This is a genomic window from Stenotrophomonas sp. 115C5 (assembly GCF_056861055.1).
On the sequence record NZ_JBSPUQ010000002.1, the window covers coordinates 169,787 to 188,475 of the forward strand.

An 18,689-nucleotide genomic window follows, 5' to 3' on the forward strand; every position below is an offset into this window, starting at 1 on the left:
TATCTGGCCCTTGGGCGGTCCGGCTACCGGACCGTGACCGCCGCCAGACGTCGTCGCTGGCCCGTTCAGGGTGCCAGCGGCGGTGAACGTGGCTGGCCATGCGACAATGACCGGCCTGATCCAGCCACGGTACTTCCCGGCGTGACCGAAACCGTCGCCGCTCCGCGCACGCTTGATGACGCCTTGAAGGACGCGATCCGCAAGGCGTACACCACGCTGCAGGCCAATACTCCCGGCTTCTCCACCCGCCGCTCGCAGAGCCAGATGATCGGTGTGGTGTCGCGTGCGCTGTCGAAAAGTGGCGGCGTCGGCGTGGTCGAGGCGCCCACCGGCGTCGGCAAGAGCCTGGGCTACCTCACCGCAGGTGTACCGATCGCGCTGGCCAGCAAGAAAAAGCTGGTGATCAGCACCGGCACCGTGGCGCTGCAGTCGCAGCTGGTCGAGCGCGACATTCCGAATTTCCTCAAGGCCACCGGCCTGGAAGCGACCGTGGCGCTGGCCAAGGGCCGCACCCGCTATCTGTGCACGCGCAATGCTGCCGAGGCACAGGGTGAGGGCGCGCAGGGCGGCATGTTCGAGGACGACGCGCCCTTGTTCGACCGGCCGCTGGCGCCGATCGAGATGGACATCGCCAAGCGCCTGACCGATGCCTTCACCGACGGCAGCTGGGACGGCGACATCGACAACGCACCGGAGACCATCAGCCCCGGCCTGCGCAGCCGCATCACCACGCCGGCCTCGGGCTGCGCCGGGCGCCGCTGTGCCTATTCGGCGCAGTGTGCGGTGCTGCGTTCGCGCAACACCGTGCGTGATGCGCAGATCGTCGTTACCAACCACGCGCTGCTGCTGTCGGCGCTGTCGATCGGCGACAGCGACAACGGCCAGCCGTTGATCGCGCCGCCGTCGGACATGCTGCTGGTGCTGGACGAAGGCCATCACATCGGCAACGTGGCGATCGACCAGGGCGCGGCCAGCCTGGCGCTGGATGAAATGGCCAAGCGCACCGGCCGCCTGCAGATCCTGATCGCCGGTGCCTACCGAGCGGTCGACAAGGACCGCCTCGGCAACCTGCTGCCGAACGAAGCGATCGAAGTGGCCAGCAACGTGGCCAAGCAGTTGCGCGCGTTCCGCGATCATATCGAGCGCGTGTGGATGCCGGCGCCGGCGGACGAAGAGCCGATGTGGCGCGCGGCCAATGGGCGACTGCCCGAGGCCTGGCGCGAGCCGATCGAGGCGCTGGCTGACGATACCCGCAGCCTCTACAACTGGGCGCATGCCGCCACCGCGCAGGTCGCCAAGGGCAAGCCGGACGATGCCGCGCGCGAGCGCCTGCAGCGCAACCTGGGCATGGCGCTGGAAATGATCGAGCAGCAGTACAACCTGTGGCAGGCCTGGCGCCGCGAGGACAAGGACGGCGCGCCGCCGATGGCGCGCTGGGTCACCGCCACCCGCGACGGCGACCTGGTGCTGCACGGCTCGCCGGTGTCGGCCGCGCACGTGCTGCGCAAGCTGCTGTGGGATGAAGTGGATTCAGTGGTGATGACCTCGGCGACGCTGACCGGCGGCGGCGATTTCCAGTCGCTGGCGATCGACAACGGCATCCCCGAAGAGGCCGAGATGGTCTCGCTGTCGTCGCCGTTCGACCTGCCCAACCAGGCCGAACTGATCGTGCCCAGGTTCCCGGTCACCCCGGACGACCGCGAAGGCCATCCGCGCGAAGTGGCACGCTACCTCGACACCGAGCTGGATTGGGCCAAGGGCTCGATGGTGCTGTTCACCTCGCGCTGGAAGATGGAGAAGGTGGCCGGCCTGATGTCGGCCGCGCGCCGCAAGCAGGTGCTGGTGCAGGGCGAGATGTCCAAGACCCGGCTGATCGACGAACACCTGCGCCGTGTTGCGGCGGGCGAGGGCTCGGTGCTGTTCGGCCTGAACTCGTTCGGCGAAGGCCTCGACCTGCCGGGTGAGGCCTGCACCACGGTGGTGATCACCCAGGTGCCGTTCGCGGTGCCGACCGATCCGCAGACCGCCACGCTCAGCGAATGGTTCGAGGGACGCGGGCTCAATGCGTTCAACCTGATCGCCATTCCGCACGCGCTGCGCACGCTGACCCAGTTCGCCGGCCGCCTGATCCGCACCTCCACCGACACCGGCCGCGTGGTCATCCTCGATTCGCGGCTGCTGACCCGCCGCTACGGCAAGCGCATCATCGACGCGCTGCCGCCGTTCAAGCGCGTGATCGGCTGAGGCGCACGGGTAGCGCCGGGCCATGCCTGGCGGATACTAGGCTTCCGGGCAGGATTGGGAGGCAAGCGCGTAGGGTTGGTACATGCAGCGGATCAGTGAATCCACGATCTGCAGTCGCGGTGGCCATGCGGATCGCCGATCATCGCCCTGCTCACGCGCGCTGCCTGCGGGCATCGGGAGTTTCGCGAGCCGCGCACGTGCCCGTTTCAGTGCCGGCAGATCATCATCGAGGAAGGCGATGGTGGCATCGACATAGTGATTCCATCCCTCCGGATCGGCACCGTGGGGCTTGTAGGTCAAGCGCATCAGGGCAATGGCAGGATCGCGCTGTCCTGCATCGGCGCGCATCGTTGCCTCATGCCAGGCCAGCCCGCTATGCCCAGCCGCTTTCGCCTGCTGGCGATAGGCAGCGAACAACCCGGCGATTTCCAGCTGGCAGCCTGCACGCTCGGCCAGCGCATCCCAGCCCTCGCCTGGGCCATGGTTGAACGCCTCCGGCGACATCGCCAGCAGTCCGGCGCGATCGTCGAACCGGCAGTCGTCGGCCAGCGCGGGCGCGGAACTCACGGCGAGCGCCAGGGCCATCAGGTGGCGGAAATACATCGTCAAGTCCTTGTGCGGAGCCACACATGGTGAAGGAAAAGGGGACGGAGGGGATTAAGTCGTTTGTGCCACAAACGACTTAATCCCCTCCGTCCCCTTTTTGATCAATCGCCGAGCAGGGCGGTGTTGCGAACGGCCCCCTTGTCGGCGCTGGTGGCGAGCAGGGCGTAGGCTTTCAATGCACTGGTGACCTTGCGTGGGCGCGGCGCGCGCGGCTTCCAACCACGCGCATCGGCGTCGCTGCGGCGCTGGGCCAGCACGGCCTCGTCCAGCAGCAGATCGATGCGGCGGGCAGGGATGTCGATGCGGATGCGGTCGCCATCTTCCACCAGGCCGATGACACCGCCGCTGGCGGCCTCCGGCGAGACGTGGCCGATCGACAGGCCCGAGGTGCCACCGGAGAAGCGGCCGTCGGTCAGCAACGCGCACTGTTTGCCCAGCCCCTTCGACTTCAGGTAGCTGGTCGGGTACAGCATTTCCTGCATGCCGGGACCGCCCTTCGGGCCTTCGTAGCGGATCACCACCACCTCGCCCGGCTGCACTTCGTCGGCGAGGATGCCGGCGACGGCAGCGTCCTGGCTTTCATAGACGCGCGCAGGGCCTTCGAACACGTGGATTGATTCGTCCACGCCTGCGGTTTTCACCACGCAGCCATCGACGGCCAGGTTGCCGCGCAGCACGGCGAGGCCGCCTTCCAGTGAGTACGCGTGCTGCAGCGAGCGGATGCAGCCTTCAGCGCGGTCGATGTCCAGCGTCGGCCAGCGCGTGGCCTGGCTGAAGGCTTCCTGGGTGGGAATGCCGGCCGGGCCTGCCTTGAAGAAGGTGTGCAGAGTGTCGTTGTCACTGCGCACCACGTCCCAGCGTTCCAGCGCGTCGGCCAGGCTGGCGCTGTGCACGGTCGGCACCGAGGTATTGAGCAGGCCGGCGCGGTCCAGCTCGCCGAGGATGCCGAACACGCCGCCGGCGCGATGCACGTCCTCGATGTGGTACTTGGGCGTGTTCGGCGCCACCTTGCACAGCTGCGGCACGCGCCGCGACAGCGCGTCGATGTGGGTCAGGTCGAAGTCGACCTCCGCTTCCTGCGCGGCGGCCAGCAGGTGCAGGATGGTGTTGGTGGAACCGCCCATGGCGATATCCAGGGTCATTGCATTGGCGAACGCGGCCTGGGTGGCGATGCCGCGCGGCAGCGCGCTCGGGTCTTCGCCGCCATACCAGCGATGGCAGAGTTCGACGATCAGGCGGCCGGCACGGCGGAACAGCGCCTCGCGGTCAGCGTGGGTGGCCAGCGTGGTGCCGTTGCCGGGCAGCGACAGGCCTAGCGCTTCGGTCAGGCAGTTCATCGAATTGGCGGTGAACATGCCCGAGCAGGAACCACAGGTGGGGCAGGCGCTGCGCTCGAACGCCGCGACCTTCTCGTCGGAGGCGCTGTCATCGGCGGCCACCACCATCGCATCGACCAGGTCCAGCTTGTGCTCGGACAGTTTGGTCTTGCCCGCTTCCATCGGCCCGCCGGACACGAACACCACCGGGATGTTCAGGCGCAGCGCGGCCATCAGCATGCCGGGGGTGATCTTGTCGCAGTTGCTGATGCACACCAGTGCGTCGGCGCAATGCGCGTTGACCATGTACTCCACGGCGTCGGCGATGATCTCGCGGCTGGGCAGCGAATACAGCATGCCGTCGTGGCCCATCGCGATGCCGTCGTCCACGGCGATGGTGTTGAATTCCTTGGCGACGCCGCCGACCTGTTCGATCTCGCGCGCGACCAGCTGGCCGAGGTCCTTCAGGTGCACGTGGCCGGGCACGAACTGGGTGAAGGAGTTGGCGATGGCGATGATCGGCTTGTGGAAGTCGCCGTCCTTCATGCCGGTGGCACGCCACAGGGCGCGGGCGCCGGCCATGTTGCGGCCGGCGGTGGAGGTGCGGGAGCGGTATTCGGGCATGGCTGGCGGAACGGGCGGGCCGTACGACGTGGGGGTCAGCCGATCATGGCCAATTTTTTCGGTTGCTGCTGCAACCACCGGAGGTGGTCCGGCCGGGCTGCGCCCGGCACCCGCCGAAGCAACGTCAAGGTCAAGGGCGGGCGCTCCGTGGGATGGCGGGGTGGGTCCGGTTGCGGGGGACGGCGCAAGTACGTCCCTGTAGCCTCGGTCGCGCCATCCATGGCGCTCACGCCCCCGCAACCGGACCCACCCCGCCTTCGACAGTTTCCTGCGATCTGTCGGGGCCGGCGCTCTGCTCTTGGTAGGTGTCGACCTTGGTCGACACGATGGATCCACGCGATGCGGGGATGATGGGGAACGACGAAAATGAAAGGCCGTTCATCTTTCCCACTTTGCCGATTACGGTTGCTGGCCCGGATTTGGCATCATTGGGGCATTGATCCGTCGACAGGGCATGAGGCCATGAAACGTTCCCGCACCACCGCGCTGCTGCTGATGAGTGCCGCGCCGCTGCTGTTCACCGCCTGCCAGAAGGAGCCGGAGGTGAAGGTGCAGGAAGGCCTGTACACCTCGGTGGAGGCCTGCACCGAGGCCACCGGCGATCCGTCGTCGTGCCGCAATGCCTTTGCTGAAGCGCAGAAGCAGGCCGCCGATGCCGCGCCGAAGTACGCCAGCAAGGAAGCCTGCGAGAAGGACTACAAGCCGGAACAGTGCGTGCAGCAGCACACCTCGGCCGGTACCTCGTTCATCGGCCCGATGATGATGGGCTTCTTCATGTCGCAGATGCTGAGCAACCGCGGTGGCCTGGCCCCGCAGGCGCCGGCGGCGTCGCCGGCCTACCAGGACAAGAGCGCCGGCTGGGCGCGCCCGGCTCCGGGCGGCAGCGGCGGCCTCAACACCGCCAGCGGCATCGGCGCCGGCAAGGCCGGCCTGGCCCCGGTCACCAGCGAGCCGAACCGTGCGGTCACTGCCAGCCGTGGTGGCTTCGGCAACACCAGCGCGCGCCGCAGCACCAGCGGCAGCTACGGCGGCTGATCGACCCATGCAGCGTATCCGGATTGCCGAGCGTGCCCAGTGGCGGGCACGCGCGGAAGAGGCGGGTTTCCGCTTCCACACCATCGATGGCCAGCCGTACTGGGATGAAAGCGCGTACTACGCGTTCACCCTGCGCCAGATCGAGCAGGACATCGAAGACCCCAGCGCCGAGCTGCACCAGATGGCGATGGACCTGGTCGGCGATGTCATCGCCAGCGAGCGACTGATGGACCAGCTGGCGATCCCCGCGCACTACCGCGACTGGATCGCTGACAGCTGGCGCCAGCGCCAGCCGCACCTGTACGGGCGCCTGGACCTGGCCTACGACGGCACCGGTCCGGCCAAGCTGTACGAACTGAACTACGACACGCCGACCTCGCTGTTCGAAGCCAGCTTCTTCCAGTGGCAATGGCTGGAGGACCAGCGCAATGCCGGCCGCCTGCCGCAGCATGCTGATCAGTTCAACGCCATCCACGAGGCGCTGGTCGAGCGTTTCGGCGAACTGGCCACGCAGTTGCCGCCGCCGCTGTACTTCAGCGCGGTGGGCAGCTCCGAAGAAGACCGTGGCACGGTTGACTACCTGCGCGACTGCGCCTCGCAGGCCGGCCTGCACGGCCAGGCCATCGCCGTCGAGGATATCGGGTTGTCCGAAGACGGCCGCTTCACCGCGCTGGATGATTCGGTGATCGGCACGCTGTTCAAGCTGTATCCGCTGGAAGACCTGATGGCCGAAGAGTTCGGCCGCGCGCTGCCCGGCTCGGGCGTGCAGCTGCTGGAACCGGCCTGGAAGGCGGTATTGAGCAACAAGGGCATCCTGCCGCTGTTGTGGCAACGCAACGTGGGCCATCCGAATCTGCTGGAAGCGCACTTCGATGACGGCAGTGCACTGGCCTCGGGCTGGGTGCGCAAGCCGCTGTTCTCGCGCGAAGGCGCGAACATCGAGATGCACCTGGCCGATGGCAGCACCCAGCGCAGCGACGGTCCCTACGACGGCCCGGCGATCATCCAGCGCGCACATCCGCTGACCCGTTTCGAAGGCGGCTACCCGCTGATCGGCAGCTGGGTGGTGGGTGACCACGCCTGCGGCATCGGTATCCGCGAGGACGACAGCGCGATCACCCTTGACAGTGCGCGCTTCCTGCCGCACGCGATCGTTGATGAGGCGCCGACGCGGATCTACGTCTGATGACGGTGCGGCGTTGGCCTGGCCGGCATGGGCGTCCCACGCCCGTGCCGGGCCGGCATTTCGATGACGGGCGCAGCCTGCAGGCCTTCGCGGACCGCGTCGCTGTGCGTTGCCATCGCTGCGACACCCCCGGTTGGGTGATCGCCAGCTGGAAACCCTACCGGTGGACGGCGCGATTCCGCTGCACAGGCTGCAGTTCAGCGCTGGACAGTGGTGACTGGGTCGGTGCGGTCTACATCTTGGGCCGCCAACCTTGTGGATTCTGTGGGCATCAGTGGCTGCATGTGCGCCGCCGGGTTCCCGCTGGCGTGCCTGCACCGGCCTCCTTCGCTGCTCGATGTGCGCAATGTGATCGCAGTACTGATGTTTCGGTCGCGGTGCGTCCGTTGCGTGACGCCGAGCCTGTCGATCCGCACTTCGGATTGCCGCTGCGCCTGGTCGAACCGACCCGCGCGGGCCTGCTCTGGGCCTATAACGCTGAACATCTCCAGGCACTGCACGAGTACGCGAGCGCGATGCTGCGCGAAAGCCGCGGCCATCACCGATCCATGTTCTCGCGCCTGCCGCAGTGGATGAAGCTGGCCCGCAACCGGGTGTTGCTGCAACGTGCGGTGGAGCGGTTGCAGCGGCGGTTGTTGCAGGGGTAGTGCCGGCCGCTGGCCGGCAATCGCCGTTGGTAGATGCCGACCTTGGTCGGCGCTGTGGGTTTCGTGCCAACCAAGGTTGGCACCTACCAGAGCGATCGTTGGTATCAGAGCAATCCTTCGCGCTTCACTGCCAGGTAGCGCTCCACCAGCGCGCCGGGCAGTGCATCGGCGGTCACGTCCAGCACCATCACCTTCTCGCTGCGCAGTGCCTCGTGCGCCTTCGCGCGCTGCTGCAGGTAGAGTGCGGCGGCACCGGCCTGGGTGGCGTCTTCCAGTGTCTGCACTTCGCCCTCCAGTGCGCCGTCCAGCTCGCGCTCACGCAGGCTGGCCACGCACACCAGGTGGCGTTTCTGCAGCAGGCGCACCGCCGCCAGCAGATCCTCGATGTCTTCGTCGCGCACGTTGCTGACCAGCATCACCAGTGCGCGCCGGCGCTGGCGCAGCGACACCTCGGTGGCGGCGGCCAGGTAATCGGTGGCCACCGCACGCGGCTGCAGGTCGTAGCTGGCACGCAGCAGGTGCTCGACCGTGCCCATGCCACGCTGCGGCGCCACCCAGCGGCGTTCACCACCGGCAGCGAACAGGCCGGCGGCGTCACCCTGGCGCAGCGCCAGGTAAGCCACCACCAGCGAGGCGTTCAATGCGTGGTCGAAGTGCGAGAGTCCGCCTTCGCTGGCCAGCATGCGCCGGCCACTGTCGAGCATCAGCAGCAGCTGCTGGTTCTTCTCGTCCTGGTACTCGCGCGAGATCAGCTTGCGTGCACGCGCGGTGGCCTTCCAGTCGAGCTGGCGCAGGCTGTCGCCGATGCGGTACTCGCGCATCTGGTGGAAGTCGGTGCCTTCACCCCGGCGGCGCTTCACGTGCGCACCGACCAGCCGCGAGGCCTGGTCGGCACTGAACAATGCGAAGCGGGTGAGCGGCACGAAGTTCGGATAGACCCGCACGTCCAGCGCGGGCGGCAGCGTGCGTTGCTGCCACCACAGGCGCCACGGCGAGCGCATGCGCAGGTGCACGCCCTCGAAGCGGAAATGCCCGCGCTGCAGCGGCTGCAGATGGTAGTGCAGGGTGGCAGCGGTGCCCGCCTGCAGGTGCACGCGCTGTGGCAGCGACTCCAACGGCCAACCGCCGGGCACCAGGTCGAACACCTGCACCGTCATCGACGCGTCTGCCTGCAACCGCAGTGCAGCCTCGCGGCGCACGCCCAGTGCCAGCGCTTCGGGCAGTTCTCGCTGCACCTGCGGTGACGGACGCCGCGACTGCCGCCACAGATCCATCAACGCGGGCACGGCAATCGCCAGCGCCGCCAGCGCCCAGCTCCAGCGCGGCAGCAACCCGCCCAGCACCAGACCGCCCAGGGCAGCCCAGGCCAGCAGCAGCGCCAGCAGCAGCGGGGCCGGCCTCATCGGCGCGGCGCTTCCACCTTGGCCAGCAGCGCGCCCAGCACGTCGTCGGCGTCCTGGCCTTCGATCTGCAGTTCCGGGGCCAGCCCGATGCGGTGGCGCAGCGCCGGGCGTGCAATGTCGCGCACGTCGTCCGGCGTGACGAAGTCGCGGCCGGCCAGCACCGCCTGCGCGCGCGAGGCACGCACCAGCGCGATGCTGCCGCGCGGACCGGCACCGACCGCGATGCCCGGCCACTGCCGGGTGGCGGCAACGATGCGTACCGCGTAGTCGATCACTTCGTCATCGACGGTGATCGCCGCGGTGGCGCGCTGCAGCTCCAGCAGCTCACCGGCACCGAGCACGCGCGGCACCTGGCTCAGGTCGAAATCGCTGGCGGCACGACCACTGGTGATCGCGGTCACCATGCGCTTCTCGTCCTCCAGCTGCGGGTAATCGATCAGCACCTTCAGCAGGAAACGGTCCAGCTGTGCTTCCGGCAGCGGGTAGGTGCCTTCCTGCTCCAGCGGGTTCTGCGTGGCCAGCGCCATGAAAGGCGGTGCCAGGGTGAAGGCCTTGCCCTCGATGGTCACCTGGCCTTCCTGCATCACTTCCAGCAGCGCGGACTGGGTCTTGGCCGGGGCGCGGTTGATCTCGTCGGCCAGCAGCAGGTTGGTGAACACCGGGCCGCGGCGGATCTTGAAGCTTTCGCTCTTCGGGTCGTACACCGCGTGGCCGCTGACGTCGCTGGGCATCAGGTCGGGGGTGAACTGCACGCGGCCATAGTCCAGCTCCAAGGCCTGGGCCAGCGCGCGCACCAGCAGCGTCTTGCCCAGCCCGGGCACGCCCTCGATCAGCACGTGGCCACCGGCCAGCAGCGCCACCAGGATCTGGTCCAGCACATCGGCCTGGCCGATGAAGGCGTGTCCGACGGCGGTGCGGATGGCATCGACGCGTTCGATCAGGCGGGCGTTGGCGGCCGCCGGCAGCTCGGGGACTTCGGTCATAGCAGGGATCTCATCTGGAGCAGCAAGCGGATGCGCTCGCGCAGGGCGGAGGAATCGTGTGGCGGAGGGGGAGTGAGCGCGCTGGCGACGCGGGCCTGCGGCCATTTCAGCAGCTCGGCGATGGCCTGATCGCGTGGCGTACCATCCAGTGCGGCGGCAATCGGTGCGCGCAGGCGCAGGCGGTGCAGGAACAGGGCGAGCACGGCCTCGTACAGGCGTATGCCGTGACCGAAGCGCAGCAGCAGTTCGCCACTGGCGCGCACGTGCTCCAGCAGCGAACGGCGTTCCAGCACCGGTGACGGCAGCAGGCTGCCGAAGCGCTGCGAGCGACTCCACAGCCAACCCAGCAGAGCCAGCAGCAGCGGTGCCCACAGCGGCCAGCCCTGGTAGAACATGCGCGACCATAGCGACGGCGGGCGGCTGGCATAGACCAGCCAGACCGCACCCTTGCCGTAGTTCGGATCGAGCAGGTAGCGGGTCAGGTCGCGATGGGCAGGATCGTGCAGGCCGTCGCTGGCCTTGCCCGCGGCAGAGGCCAGGCGCGCTGCCGGTGAGTCCACTTCGCTGCGCATGAATTCCATGTCGGCCAGCACGCTCACCTTGCCCTGGCCATGGCGCAGGCGCGCGAACACCAGGTCGCGATCAGTGCCCCAGCGGCGTTCGGCCTGCGCACTGGCCGCAAACCCCAGGGTGAAGCGGCGGCCACCACAGAATTCGACGTGACCCGGATCGTCGTCGACATGGAAGGCCTGGCAGTCGCTGCGCTGGAACAGGCTGTCCACGCCCAACTGGTCCAGCAGGGGGCCCTGCGTGCTGCTGGCATCGTCCTCGGCCGGTGGCGGCGTACGCACCAGCAAGTGGCCGCCCTGGTCCACCCAGTCCAGCAGCTGTTTCATCGCCGGCACCGGCAGTTCGCTGCTGTCCTGCAGCAGCACCACCGTGTCATGGCGCCCCAGCGTCATCTGCCGCAGTTCCAGACGCGGCCGTGAGTGCACCTCGATGCCATCGGCGCGCAGGGCCTGGCTGAGTACATACAGCGGGTTGTAGGCGGCCTCGCCCTGTGGCGGCAGCCGGATCGTTTCGGTCACCCGCTCGTGCGTGCGCAGGTAGAGGATGGTCAGCGGTACGCCGAACAGCACCAGTGCACCGAGCAGCAGCGACCAGAACAGGCGCGGACTCATGCCTGCCACCCGAACTGCTGGCGCAGGGTATCGGCCAATGCATCGAAATCGGCACGACTGGGCAGGCGGCCACCGTAGGCGGCGTACTGCCACATGCGCACGATGCGTGCGAACAGGTCGCGGTCACTGGCCTCGGGCATGCGCCGCGACGCGCGCAGGCATTGCGCTTCGGTGGCACCGGGTGGAAGCGCGATGCCGCTGCGCTCGCCCACCGTGTGCACGCTGGCGCGGTACAGCAGGGCCAGCGCCTGCCGCGGCCGGCCCTGGTCCCACAGCAGGCCGGCCTGGGTGGCCACGTCCGGCGGCAGCACCACCGGCAACTCCACCTGTTCCTCCACCACCGGCTGTGCGGCCTCGGCCTTGCGTCGGCCACTGCCCCGCAGCCATGGTAGCCACAGCCGCGCGGTCAGCAGCAGGACCAGCAGCAGGACGCCGAGCAGCCCCCACAGGCCCCATTCGGCCAGCCGCGCCAGCCAGGCGATGCCGTCCTTGCGCGCTTTGCGTTCACCTTTGCTGTTGGTGTCACGCTGCAGCTGCTTGTCTTCCTTCTTCTCTTCCTCGGCCTGTTCGATCGGCTTCCAGCGGGTGACCTGGCGGGTCGGGCGCTGCAGCGGGTCTTCATAGGCGCGGTTCACTGCCTGACGGAAACCGGCGGTGTCCACCGGCGTACCGCCGAAGATCGTTGCCGGCGTGTTGGCCGGGTCGATGGTCGGTGCTTCGTCGCCGTCCTCGGCGTCGATGCCACGGTCGTTGGGCTTGCCCATGGCTCGTTCGGGCTCGGCGTCTGTGTCCTGCGCATGCACCGGTGCGGAGACCAGCGGCAGTGCCAGGCACAGCAGCAGGGCCAGCGTCGATGCCGCCGGCAGCAGCCGCTCGCGCAGGCGGCGCAGGGCGATCTCCACATCCCAGGCTTCCATCTGCGTGCGCCGGTTCAAGTACAGGCCAAAGCCCGCACCGACGAAGAACGGGCCGATCAGCACCGAGGCCAGCCAGCACGCCAGGTTGAAGCCCAGCCGTGCCCATGCGGGGGTGTCCTGGCCGATCATGTCCCATGCGGCGCGCCAGGATTCGGACATCAGCTCCAGCGGCATGAACATGAACACCGCACCGATCGTGCCGGACACCAGCACGGCTTCGAACGCCATGCAGGTCACGGTCAGTACCAGTGCCGCGCCCGCTGCGCCGGCTGCCACCGCACGACGACGTGGGCCGCGCTGGCCCGGTGTGTTGCCTTCCAGCAGGTTCACCGGCAGGCACAGGCTGCGCAGCACGCTGAAGCGACGCCAACCCAGGTAGCCCCAGAAGCCGCTGTTGCCCCAGTGACGTTGCGCACGCAGCGCGGCGAGCGTGCCGACCGGCTCACCGAAGATGCCGCGCGACAGCACATACAGCGGCGCGCGTTCGAACAGCGGCTTGCACCACCACATCGCCAGCCAGGCCCATCCGAAGGCATCCAGCCACCAGCCCAGCGCGTTGAAGATCACGAACAGCGGTGCACTGGCCAGCAGCCAGCTGCCCCACAGCGCACGTGCGTGGCGGCGGGACAGCGCGGTGCCCAGCTCCATCGCTTCCCAGCCACTGCGGGCACGCAGCGCCACGTCCAGGTGGTCAATGCGCATGGCCAGCTCCACGTCCGCCGCGCCACAGCCACAGCAGCACGCCGGCCCACAACACACCGGCCACGCTGAACTTGCCCCATGCAGGTACTTCGGCGATCGATGACCAGAAGGCTTCGATGAAGGCGGCCACCAACAGCATGAAGGCGACGCCGAGGCACAGCCGCGCGCCGATGCGGCCGCCGTCGACCAGTGCATCCAGGCGGCTGCGCCGGCCCGGCGCCAGCAGCTTCATGCCCAGCTGCAGGCCGGCACCGCCAGCGATCACGATCGCAGTCAGCTCGAAGGCGCCGTGGCCGACCACGAAGCGCCAGAACGGGTCGCCATGGCCGATGTGCTGCAGGTGGCCTGCCACCGAACCGATGATTACGCCGTTGAACAGCAGCACCAGCAGCGTGCCCAGCCCGGCCAGCAGTCCGCTGGCGAAGGTGCGCAGGGCAATGCTGATGTTGTTCATGATGTAGTGGCCGAACATCATCCAGTCAGTGCCGCTGTCACGCCCCAGGCGCTCGGCGGCGGGATCGTACATGCGCTCCATCTCGGCGATCTGGCGGTTGTCCATCAGCATGTGGATCAGGTCCGGATAGACCTGCACCAGCACGAAGCAGGCCACCGCCGGCAGCGCGAACATCGCCAGCGCTACCCACATGCTGCGCGCCTGGCTGCGCACCAGCAGCGGGAAGTCGGCCACCAGGAACTCCAGGGCACCCCGCCAGCGTGTCGGCGGCGTGCGGTACAGCACGCTGTGGCCCTGCTGCATCAGCTGCTGCAGGCGCTGCACCAGCTGCGGGCTGTAGCCACGCTCGCGGGCCAGCGCCAGCTGCTGGCACAGCCGCCGGTAGCGCTGCGGGAAGGTCGTGTCGTCCAGTGCCAGGCCGCTGGCCTTGCGGCGCGTGCGGCGTGAGGCGCCGGCACGCAGCAGCAGCCACTGCTCCAGGTCCTGCCATTCCTGCTGGTAGCGGGCGACGAACTGCTCCTGTTTCATCGCCGCCCCAGCAGCCAGTTGGCCATCGCATACAGGCGCAGCACGCCGACCTGGCCGTGGGTGCCGGTCAGTGGTTCGGCAATACCGGCCAGCTCCTGCTGGCGCGCCGCCGACAAGCGGGGCGCGCGCTCGGCGAAGGCCATCAGCGCGGCCTGTTCCTCTGGTCGCAGGGGCTGCGGCGGGGCCAGCACGCTGTCGATGGTCGGTGGCGGTGGCAGGTACAGCGCGGGTGCATGCACCACCACGGTGCCGGCCACCAGGTCGCCCAGGCGGCGGCCATGCGGATCGAACAGGCTGCTGATCAGGCCCAGCGCATAGCCGAAGGGCAGCATGTCCACCGTGCGCAGCAGGTTGCGGGTGATCGCCGCCATCCAGCCCACCGGCGCGCCATCGCGGGACAGCACGCGCAGCCCCAGCGCACGCTTGCCCAGGGTGCGTCCCCACACTGCTTCGCAGACGATCGGGTAGGCCCAGTAGACCAGGAACATCAGCACCAGGTAGAGGCCGGAGCCGAACTTGTCCAGCAGCGCCAGCGGAATCGACACCAGCACCAGTGCTGCGATGCGCACGCCGAGATCGACCAGCCAGGCCATCGCCCGCGGTACCGGGCCGGCGGCAGGCAACTGCAGCGGCACACCCTCCGGCGTCACCACCTCGCGGTAGGTATCGAGCATCGGTGCGGCCATCAGCGCGATGGCCTTCGTTGTGGGCGCCGGAGTCCTCTCCGGCAGGCAGCCACAGGCATGGGGGTCTCGACAGGTCCTGGTCGGGCCCAGACTTTAGCAGAGCCGCATGGCGGCGTCGGGGGCTCAGCCCCGGTATTCGTCCTTCAGCCGCACGTAGTGGTCGGCCGAGTAATGCAGCGCCTCGATCTCCTTGTCACTCAGCGTGCGTGCCGGCCGGGCCGGGTTGCCGACCCACAGCTCGCCTTCGCCCACCACCTTGCCGGGGCCGATCACCGCACCGGCGCCGACGAAGCCGTGGCGCTCCACGCGGGCGCCGTCGAGGATGCAGGCGCCCATGCCGATCAGGCTGTAATCACCGATGGTGCAGGCGTGGATGATGCAGCCGTGGCCGACGGTCACGCCTTCGCCGATCAGGGTCGGGTAGCCGGCCTTGTTGTACGGGCTGTGGTGGCTGACATGGATGATGGTGCCGTCCTGCACGTTGGTGCGCGCACCGATGCGCACGTAATTGACATCGCCGCGGATGACCGTGCCCGGCCACACCGACACGTCGTCGGCCAGCTCCACGTCACCGATGAGGGTACAGGCCGGATCGATGTACACGCGCTCGCCGAGGACGGGCATCTTGTCGCGGAAGGGGCGCAGCGGGTTCATCGAAGTCTCCGGAAATCAGGGCGTTCGCGACGATGATACCTGCGTGGTGCGTTGTAGAGCCGAGCCCATGCTCGGCTCCCAGCACAGCCGAGCATGGGCTCGGCTCTACAGGAAGCTCAGGGTTCGTAGCTGTAGCCCATGCCGTACACCGAACGGATCGGCTCGCCTTCCATGCCGGCGTCGGCCAGCTTGCGGCGCAGGTTGCGCACATGGCTGTCGACAGTGCGGTCGACCACCACGCGATGGTCCAGGTACAGCCGGTCGAGCAGTTCATCGCGCGCCCAGATCCGGCCTGGCGTGGCCAGCAGCGTGCGCAGCAGGCGGTATTCCACCGGGGTCAGGTCCAGGCCCTTGCCGTTCCAGGTGGCGCGTGCGGCCGGCTCGTCGATGTGCAGGCCACCATTGGCGCGCGCACCCGGGTCTGGGCGGTAGCGGCGCAGCACCGCCATTACCCGAGCGACCACTTCGCGCGGACTGAACGGCTTGCAGATGTAGTCGTCGGCACCGATCTCCAGGCCCAGCAGGCGGTCGATCTCTTCCACCCGTGCGGTGACCATGATGACCGGCACATCGCTGTTGGCGCGCAGTTCGCGGCACAGGTCCACGCCGTCGCGCTGCGGCAGCATCAGGTCCAGCAGCACCAGATCGGGCTGGTAGCGCGCGAACGCGTCGATCACCTGGCCACCGTCGTCCACCCACTCGCTGGCCATGCCGGCAGCGGCCAGGTAGTCGCGCAGTACCGAGGCCAGGCGTGGCTCGTCCTCGACGATCAGGATCTTCGCGGACGTGGCGGGCGACGTGCTCATGCAGGCTCCGGCAGGGTGATGACCACGCGCAGCCCGCCCAGTGGCGAGGGCTCGGCGTGGATGACGCCGTGGTGGGCGAGGATGATGTTGTGGCTGATGGCCAGGCCCAGCCCGCTGCCACCACTGGCACGATTGCGCGAACTCTCCACGCGGTAGAAGCGTTCGAACAGCAGCGCGCACTTGTCGGCCGGCACGCCCGGCGCGGTGTCTTCCACGATCAGCTGCACGCCGGCAGGCACGTGCGCTGCCTGCACGAGTACGCGGCCACCGGCCTGGGTGTAGCGCAGTGCATTCTCCAGCAGGTTGGCCAGCACCTGCTGCAGGCGCCGTTCGTCACCGGACACCTGCAACGGCATGGCGGGCAGATTTTCCTCCAGCGCCAGGCCTGCATTGGCGAAGCGCACGCGCATGCCGTTGAGTTCGCTGCGCAGCAGTGCCGCCAGGTCCAGTGGCGCGAAGCGGTACGCCAGGCCGCCAGACTGGGTCATCGACAAGTCGTGCAGGTCGTCGATCAGCTTGCCCAGCTGGCGGATCTCGCCCTGCAGGCCCACCAGGTTGGCGCGGTCCAGCGGACGGATGCCATCTTCGATCGCCTCCAGCTCGGCGCGCACCACTGCCAATGGCGTGCGCAGCTCATGCGAGATGTCGGCGATGAAGGCGCGGCGGTTGCGCTCGGTATCGTCCAGCGCCTGCGCCATCCGGTTGAAGTCGTTGACCAGTGCGTCCAGCTCATCGTCGCTGGTGCGCTCGATGCGGGTGGCGTAGTCACCGGCCGCCAGCCGGTGCGTGGCCGCGGCCAGCTTGGCCAGGCGCTGGCGCAGCGCCCGCGATACCAGCCAGGCCAGCAGTACCGTCACCAGCAGTAGGGCGATGCCGATCACCCACCAGGCGCGCACCTGGGTGTTGTAGAAATTCAGGTCGTTGGTGGCGATGACGGTCTGGAACGGCACCATGCCCAGCCAACCTACGGTCTGCCCGTCCACCTGCACCGCATGCGGCTCGTCATCGCTGGTGGCGTCGGGGTTGCCGGCCACGAAGTGGTGCTGCGCATCGAACAGGCCCAGACGCGACGGCACGCCGGTCTGGTCGGACAGCGGCGGCACCGGTCCTTCGTGCCGATGGGCCAGATCCGGGCGCAGCAACCGCGCCCAGCGGTCGCCATCACCGTGCAGATGTCCCCAGCCACCGTGCTCGCGGTACTCGCGTTGCAGGTGGGGCATCAGCCGCTGCATGCGCAGGTCGCCCTGGTCGTTGAGGTAGTCCAGGAAGCCGGTCTGGAAGGCCACGCGGCTGGCAATACCGTTCACTGCCAGCACCAGCAGGCAGGCGGTGAAGATCGCGAGGAAGGTCTTCGCGGTCAGGCCGAATTTGAGTCGAATCTTCGCCATCGCGGAGGCCATTAGCGGCGCATGCGGCGCCGAAAGCAAGCGCCAGCTGAGCCGGTCGCACAATCTCCATATTCTCTGCACAGTTCCACGGCAGCGTGCACGGGTCAACGCAAGGCCCCCACGCCCCCCATGTCACTCCTGCGCCCGCTGTCCCGTTCCCCGCGTCCCCTGCTGCTGCCCCTGCTGCTGGCCCTGGCGGCCTGTTCGGCGGGCAGGACTGAAGCACCGGCCATGCCCGAAGTGGGCGTCATCACGGCCAGCGCGCAGCCGCTGGCACTCCAGCAGACCCTGCCCGGCCGCGCCGTGCCGTTCGAGATCTCCGAGGTGCGGCCGCAGATCGGCGGCCTGATCCGCCAGCGGTTGTTCACCGAAGGCCAGCAGGTCAAGGCGGGGCAGCTGCTGTACCAGGTCGATCCGGCGCCCTACCAGGCGGCCTTCGATACCGCCCGCGGGCAGCTGGCGCAGGCCGAGGCCACCGTGTTGTCGGCACAGCCGAAGGCCGAGCGCACCCGCGCGCTGGTGAGCATGGATGCGGCCAGCAAGCAGGATGCCGACGACGCCACCTCGGCGCTGAAGCAGGCGCAGGCCAACGTGATTGCCGCACGCGCTGCATTGCAGGCCGCCCGCATCAACCTCGACTACACCCGGGTGACCGCGCCCATCGACGGTCGCATCGGCACCTCCAGCGTGACCGCTGGTGCGCTGGTCGCGGCCGGGCAGGACGCCGCGCTGACCACCATCCAGCGGCTGGACCCGGTGTACCTGGATGTCACCCAGTCCAGCACGCAGATGCTGGCGCTGCGCAAGCAGCTCGATGCCGGCCTGGTGAAGGCCATCGATGGCAAGGCACAGGTGAAGGTGCTGCTGGAGGACGGCAGCACCTATGCGCACGAAGGCACGCTGGAGTTCGTCGGCAGCGCGGTCGATCCGGGTACCGGCAATGTGGTGCTGCGTGCGGTCATCCCGAACCCGGACGGCCTGTTGCTGCCCGGCATGTACCTGAAGGCGGTGCTGCCGATGGCCACCGACGCGCGCGCGCTGCTGGTGCCGCAGAAGGCGGTGACGCGCAACGAACGCGGCGAGCCGCTGCTGCGCCTGCTCGACGCCAGGGACCATGTGGTCGAGCGCCGGATCAGCACCGGCCAGGTGGTCGGCAACCAGTGGCAGATCACCGATGGTCTCAAGACCGGCGAACGGGTGATCGTCAGCAACGGCAGTGCGGTATCACTGGGCCAGCAGGTGAAGGCGGTGGCGGCCACGACGGCGCAGCTGGCGGCGATGCCGGCGATCGACCCGAACGGCAACACCGACGAAAAGTCGCACTGAGGC

At 68.5% G+C, this 18,689-nt stretch carries 16 protein-coding genes; 5 read left to right on the forward strand and 11 right to left on the reverse strand.

Features of this window, described 5'->3' with window-relative positions:
* Positions 1-141: 141 nt before the first annotated feature.
* Positions 142-2,244 carry an ATP-dependent DNA helicase DinG gene (dinG, locus tag AC13FN_RS04215; protein ID WP_049435808.1) on the forward strand — a complete coding sequence of 701 codons (2,103 nt, stop codon included), beginning with the start codon at positions 142-144 and terminating at the stop codon, positions 2,242-2,244.
* Positions 2,245-2,280: 36 nt separating this feature from the next.
* On the opposite strand, the gene AC13FN_RS04220 is transcribed toward dinG, so the two are convergent.
* The gene (locus AC13FN_RS04220; RefSeq protein WP_049435806.1) at positions 2,281-2,847 is read right to left on the reverse strand and encodes a hypothetical protein; all 567 of its coding nucleotides are present in this window, start codon (positions 2,845-2,847) and stop codon (positions 2,281-2,283) included.
* 104 nt (positions 2,848-2,951) lie between these two features.
* Positions 2,952-4,790 carry a dihydroxy-acid dehydratase gene (gene ilvD / locus AC13FN_RS04225; protein ID WP_482984563.1) on the reverse strand — a complete coding sequence of 613 codons (1,839 nt, stop codon included), beginning with the start codon at positions 4,788-4,790 and terminating at the stop codon, positions 2,952-2,954.
* A gap of 462 nt (positions 4,791-5,252) precedes the next feature.
* Here ilvD and AC13FN_RS04230 point away from each other — a divergent pair, with 462 nt between their 5' ends.
* Genes AC13FN_RS04230 through AC13FN_RS04240 form a run of 3 tightly spaced genes read left to right on the forward strand, consistent with a single transcriptional unit; the run spans position 5,253 to position 7,658 of the window.
* Complete coding sequence (locus tag AC13FN_RS04230) at positions 5,253-5,825, forward strand: DUF1190 domain-containing protein (protein WP_014038869.1); 573 nt, start codon at positions 5,253-5,255, stop codon at positions 5,823-5,825.
* A gap of 7 nt (positions 5,826-5,832) precedes the next feature.
* Complete coding sequence (locus AC13FN_RS04235; protein WP_482984564.1) at positions 5,833-7,011, forward strand: glutathionylspermidine synthase family protein; 1,179 nt, start codon at positions 5,833-5,835, stop codon at positions 7,009-7,011.
* Positions 7,011-7,658: a hypothetical protein gene (locus AC13FN_RS04240; protein WP_482984565.1), complete on the forward strand. Its 648-nt coding sequence runs from the start codon at positions 7,011-7,013 to the stop codon at positions 7,656-7,658. The genes AC13FN_RS04235 and AC13FN_RS04240 overlap by 1 nt, the downstream gene beginning before the upstream one ends.
* A 104-nt stretch (positions 7,659-7,762) precedes the next feature.
* Here the strand turns inward: AC13FN_RS04240 and AC13FN_RS04245 are convergent, their stop codons facing one another.
* From AC13FN_RS04245 to baeS, 9 genes are all read right to left on the reverse strand, one after another.
* A complete protein-coding gene (locus AC13FN_RS04245; RefSeq protein WP_054172761.1) occupies positions 7,763-9,061 on the reverse strand; it encodes a DUF58 domain-containing protein in 1,299 nt (432 codons plus the stop codon).
* Complete coding sequence (locus AC13FN_RS04250; RefSeq protein WP_482984566.1) at positions 9,058-10,044, reverse strand: AAA family ATPase; 987 nt, start codon at positions 10,042-10,044, stop codon at positions 9,058-9,060. Before AC13FN_RS04250 ends, AC13FN_RS04245 begins: the two co-directional genes overlap by 4 nt.
* Positions 10,041-11,225, reverse strand: coding sequence for a DUF4350 domain-containing protein (locus tag AC13FN_RS04255; protein WP_071305551.1), 1,185 nt, complete (start codon positions 11,223-11,225; stop codon positions 10,041-10,043). Before AC13FN_RS04255 ends, AC13FN_RS04250 begins: the two co-directional genes overlap by 4 nt.
* Positions 11,222-12,844 (reverse strand): DUF4129 domain-containing protein, encoded by a 1,623-nt coding sequence (locus AC13FN_RS04260; protein WP_482984567.1) that lies wholly within the window; start codon positions 12,842-12,844, stop codon positions 11,222-11,224. Before AC13FN_RS04260 ends, AC13FN_RS04255 begins: the two co-directional genes overlap by 4 nt.
* Complete coding sequence (locus AC13FN_RS04265) at positions 12,834-13,826, reverse strand: stage II sporulation protein M (protein ID WP_019337015.1); 993 nt, start codon at positions 13,824-13,826, stop codon at positions 12,834-12,836. The genes AC13FN_RS04260 and AC13FN_RS04265 overlap by 11 nt, the downstream gene beginning before the upstream one ends.
* Complete coding sequence (locus AC13FN_RS04270; protein ID WP_010482196.1) at positions 13,823-14,512, reverse strand: RDD family protein; 690 nt, start codon at positions 14,510-14,512, stop codon at positions 13,823-13,825. The genes AC13FN_RS04265 and AC13FN_RS04270 overlap by 4 nt, the downstream gene beginning before the upstream one ends.
* A 123-nt stretch (positions 14,513-14,635) precedes the next feature.
* Complete coding sequence (locus tag AC13FN_RS04275; RefSeq protein WP_241888709.1) at positions 14,636-15,166, reverse strand: gamma carbonic anhydrase family protein; 531 nt, start codon at positions 15,164-15,166, stop codon at positions 14,636-14,638.
* Between the two features lie 116 nt (positions 15,167-15,282).
* Entirely contained in the window at positions 15,283-15,972 is a 690-nt protein-coding gene (locus AC13FN_RS04280) for a response regulator (RefSeq protein ID WP_043402768.1), read from the reverse strand.
* Complete coding sequence (gene baeS / locus AC13FN_RS04285; protein WP_054172757.1) at positions 15,969-17,372, reverse strand: sensor histidine kinase efflux regulator BaeS; 1,404 nt, start codon at positions 17,370-17,372, stop codon at positions 15,969-15,971. Before baeS ends, AC13FN_RS04280 begins: the two co-directional genes overlap by 4 nt.
* Positions 17,373-17,489: 117 nt before the next feature.
* Here baeS and smeA point away from each other — a divergent pair, with 117 nt between their 5' ends.
* Positions 17,490-18,686, forward strand: a complete 1,197-nt coding sequence (gene smeA / locus AC13FN_RS04290; protein ID WP_197644044.1) for a multidrug efflux RND transporter periplasmic adaptor subunit SmeA — start codon at positions 17,490-17,492, stop codon at positions 18,684-18,686.
* The last annotated feature ends 3 nt before the right edge of the window (positions 18,687-18,689 follow it).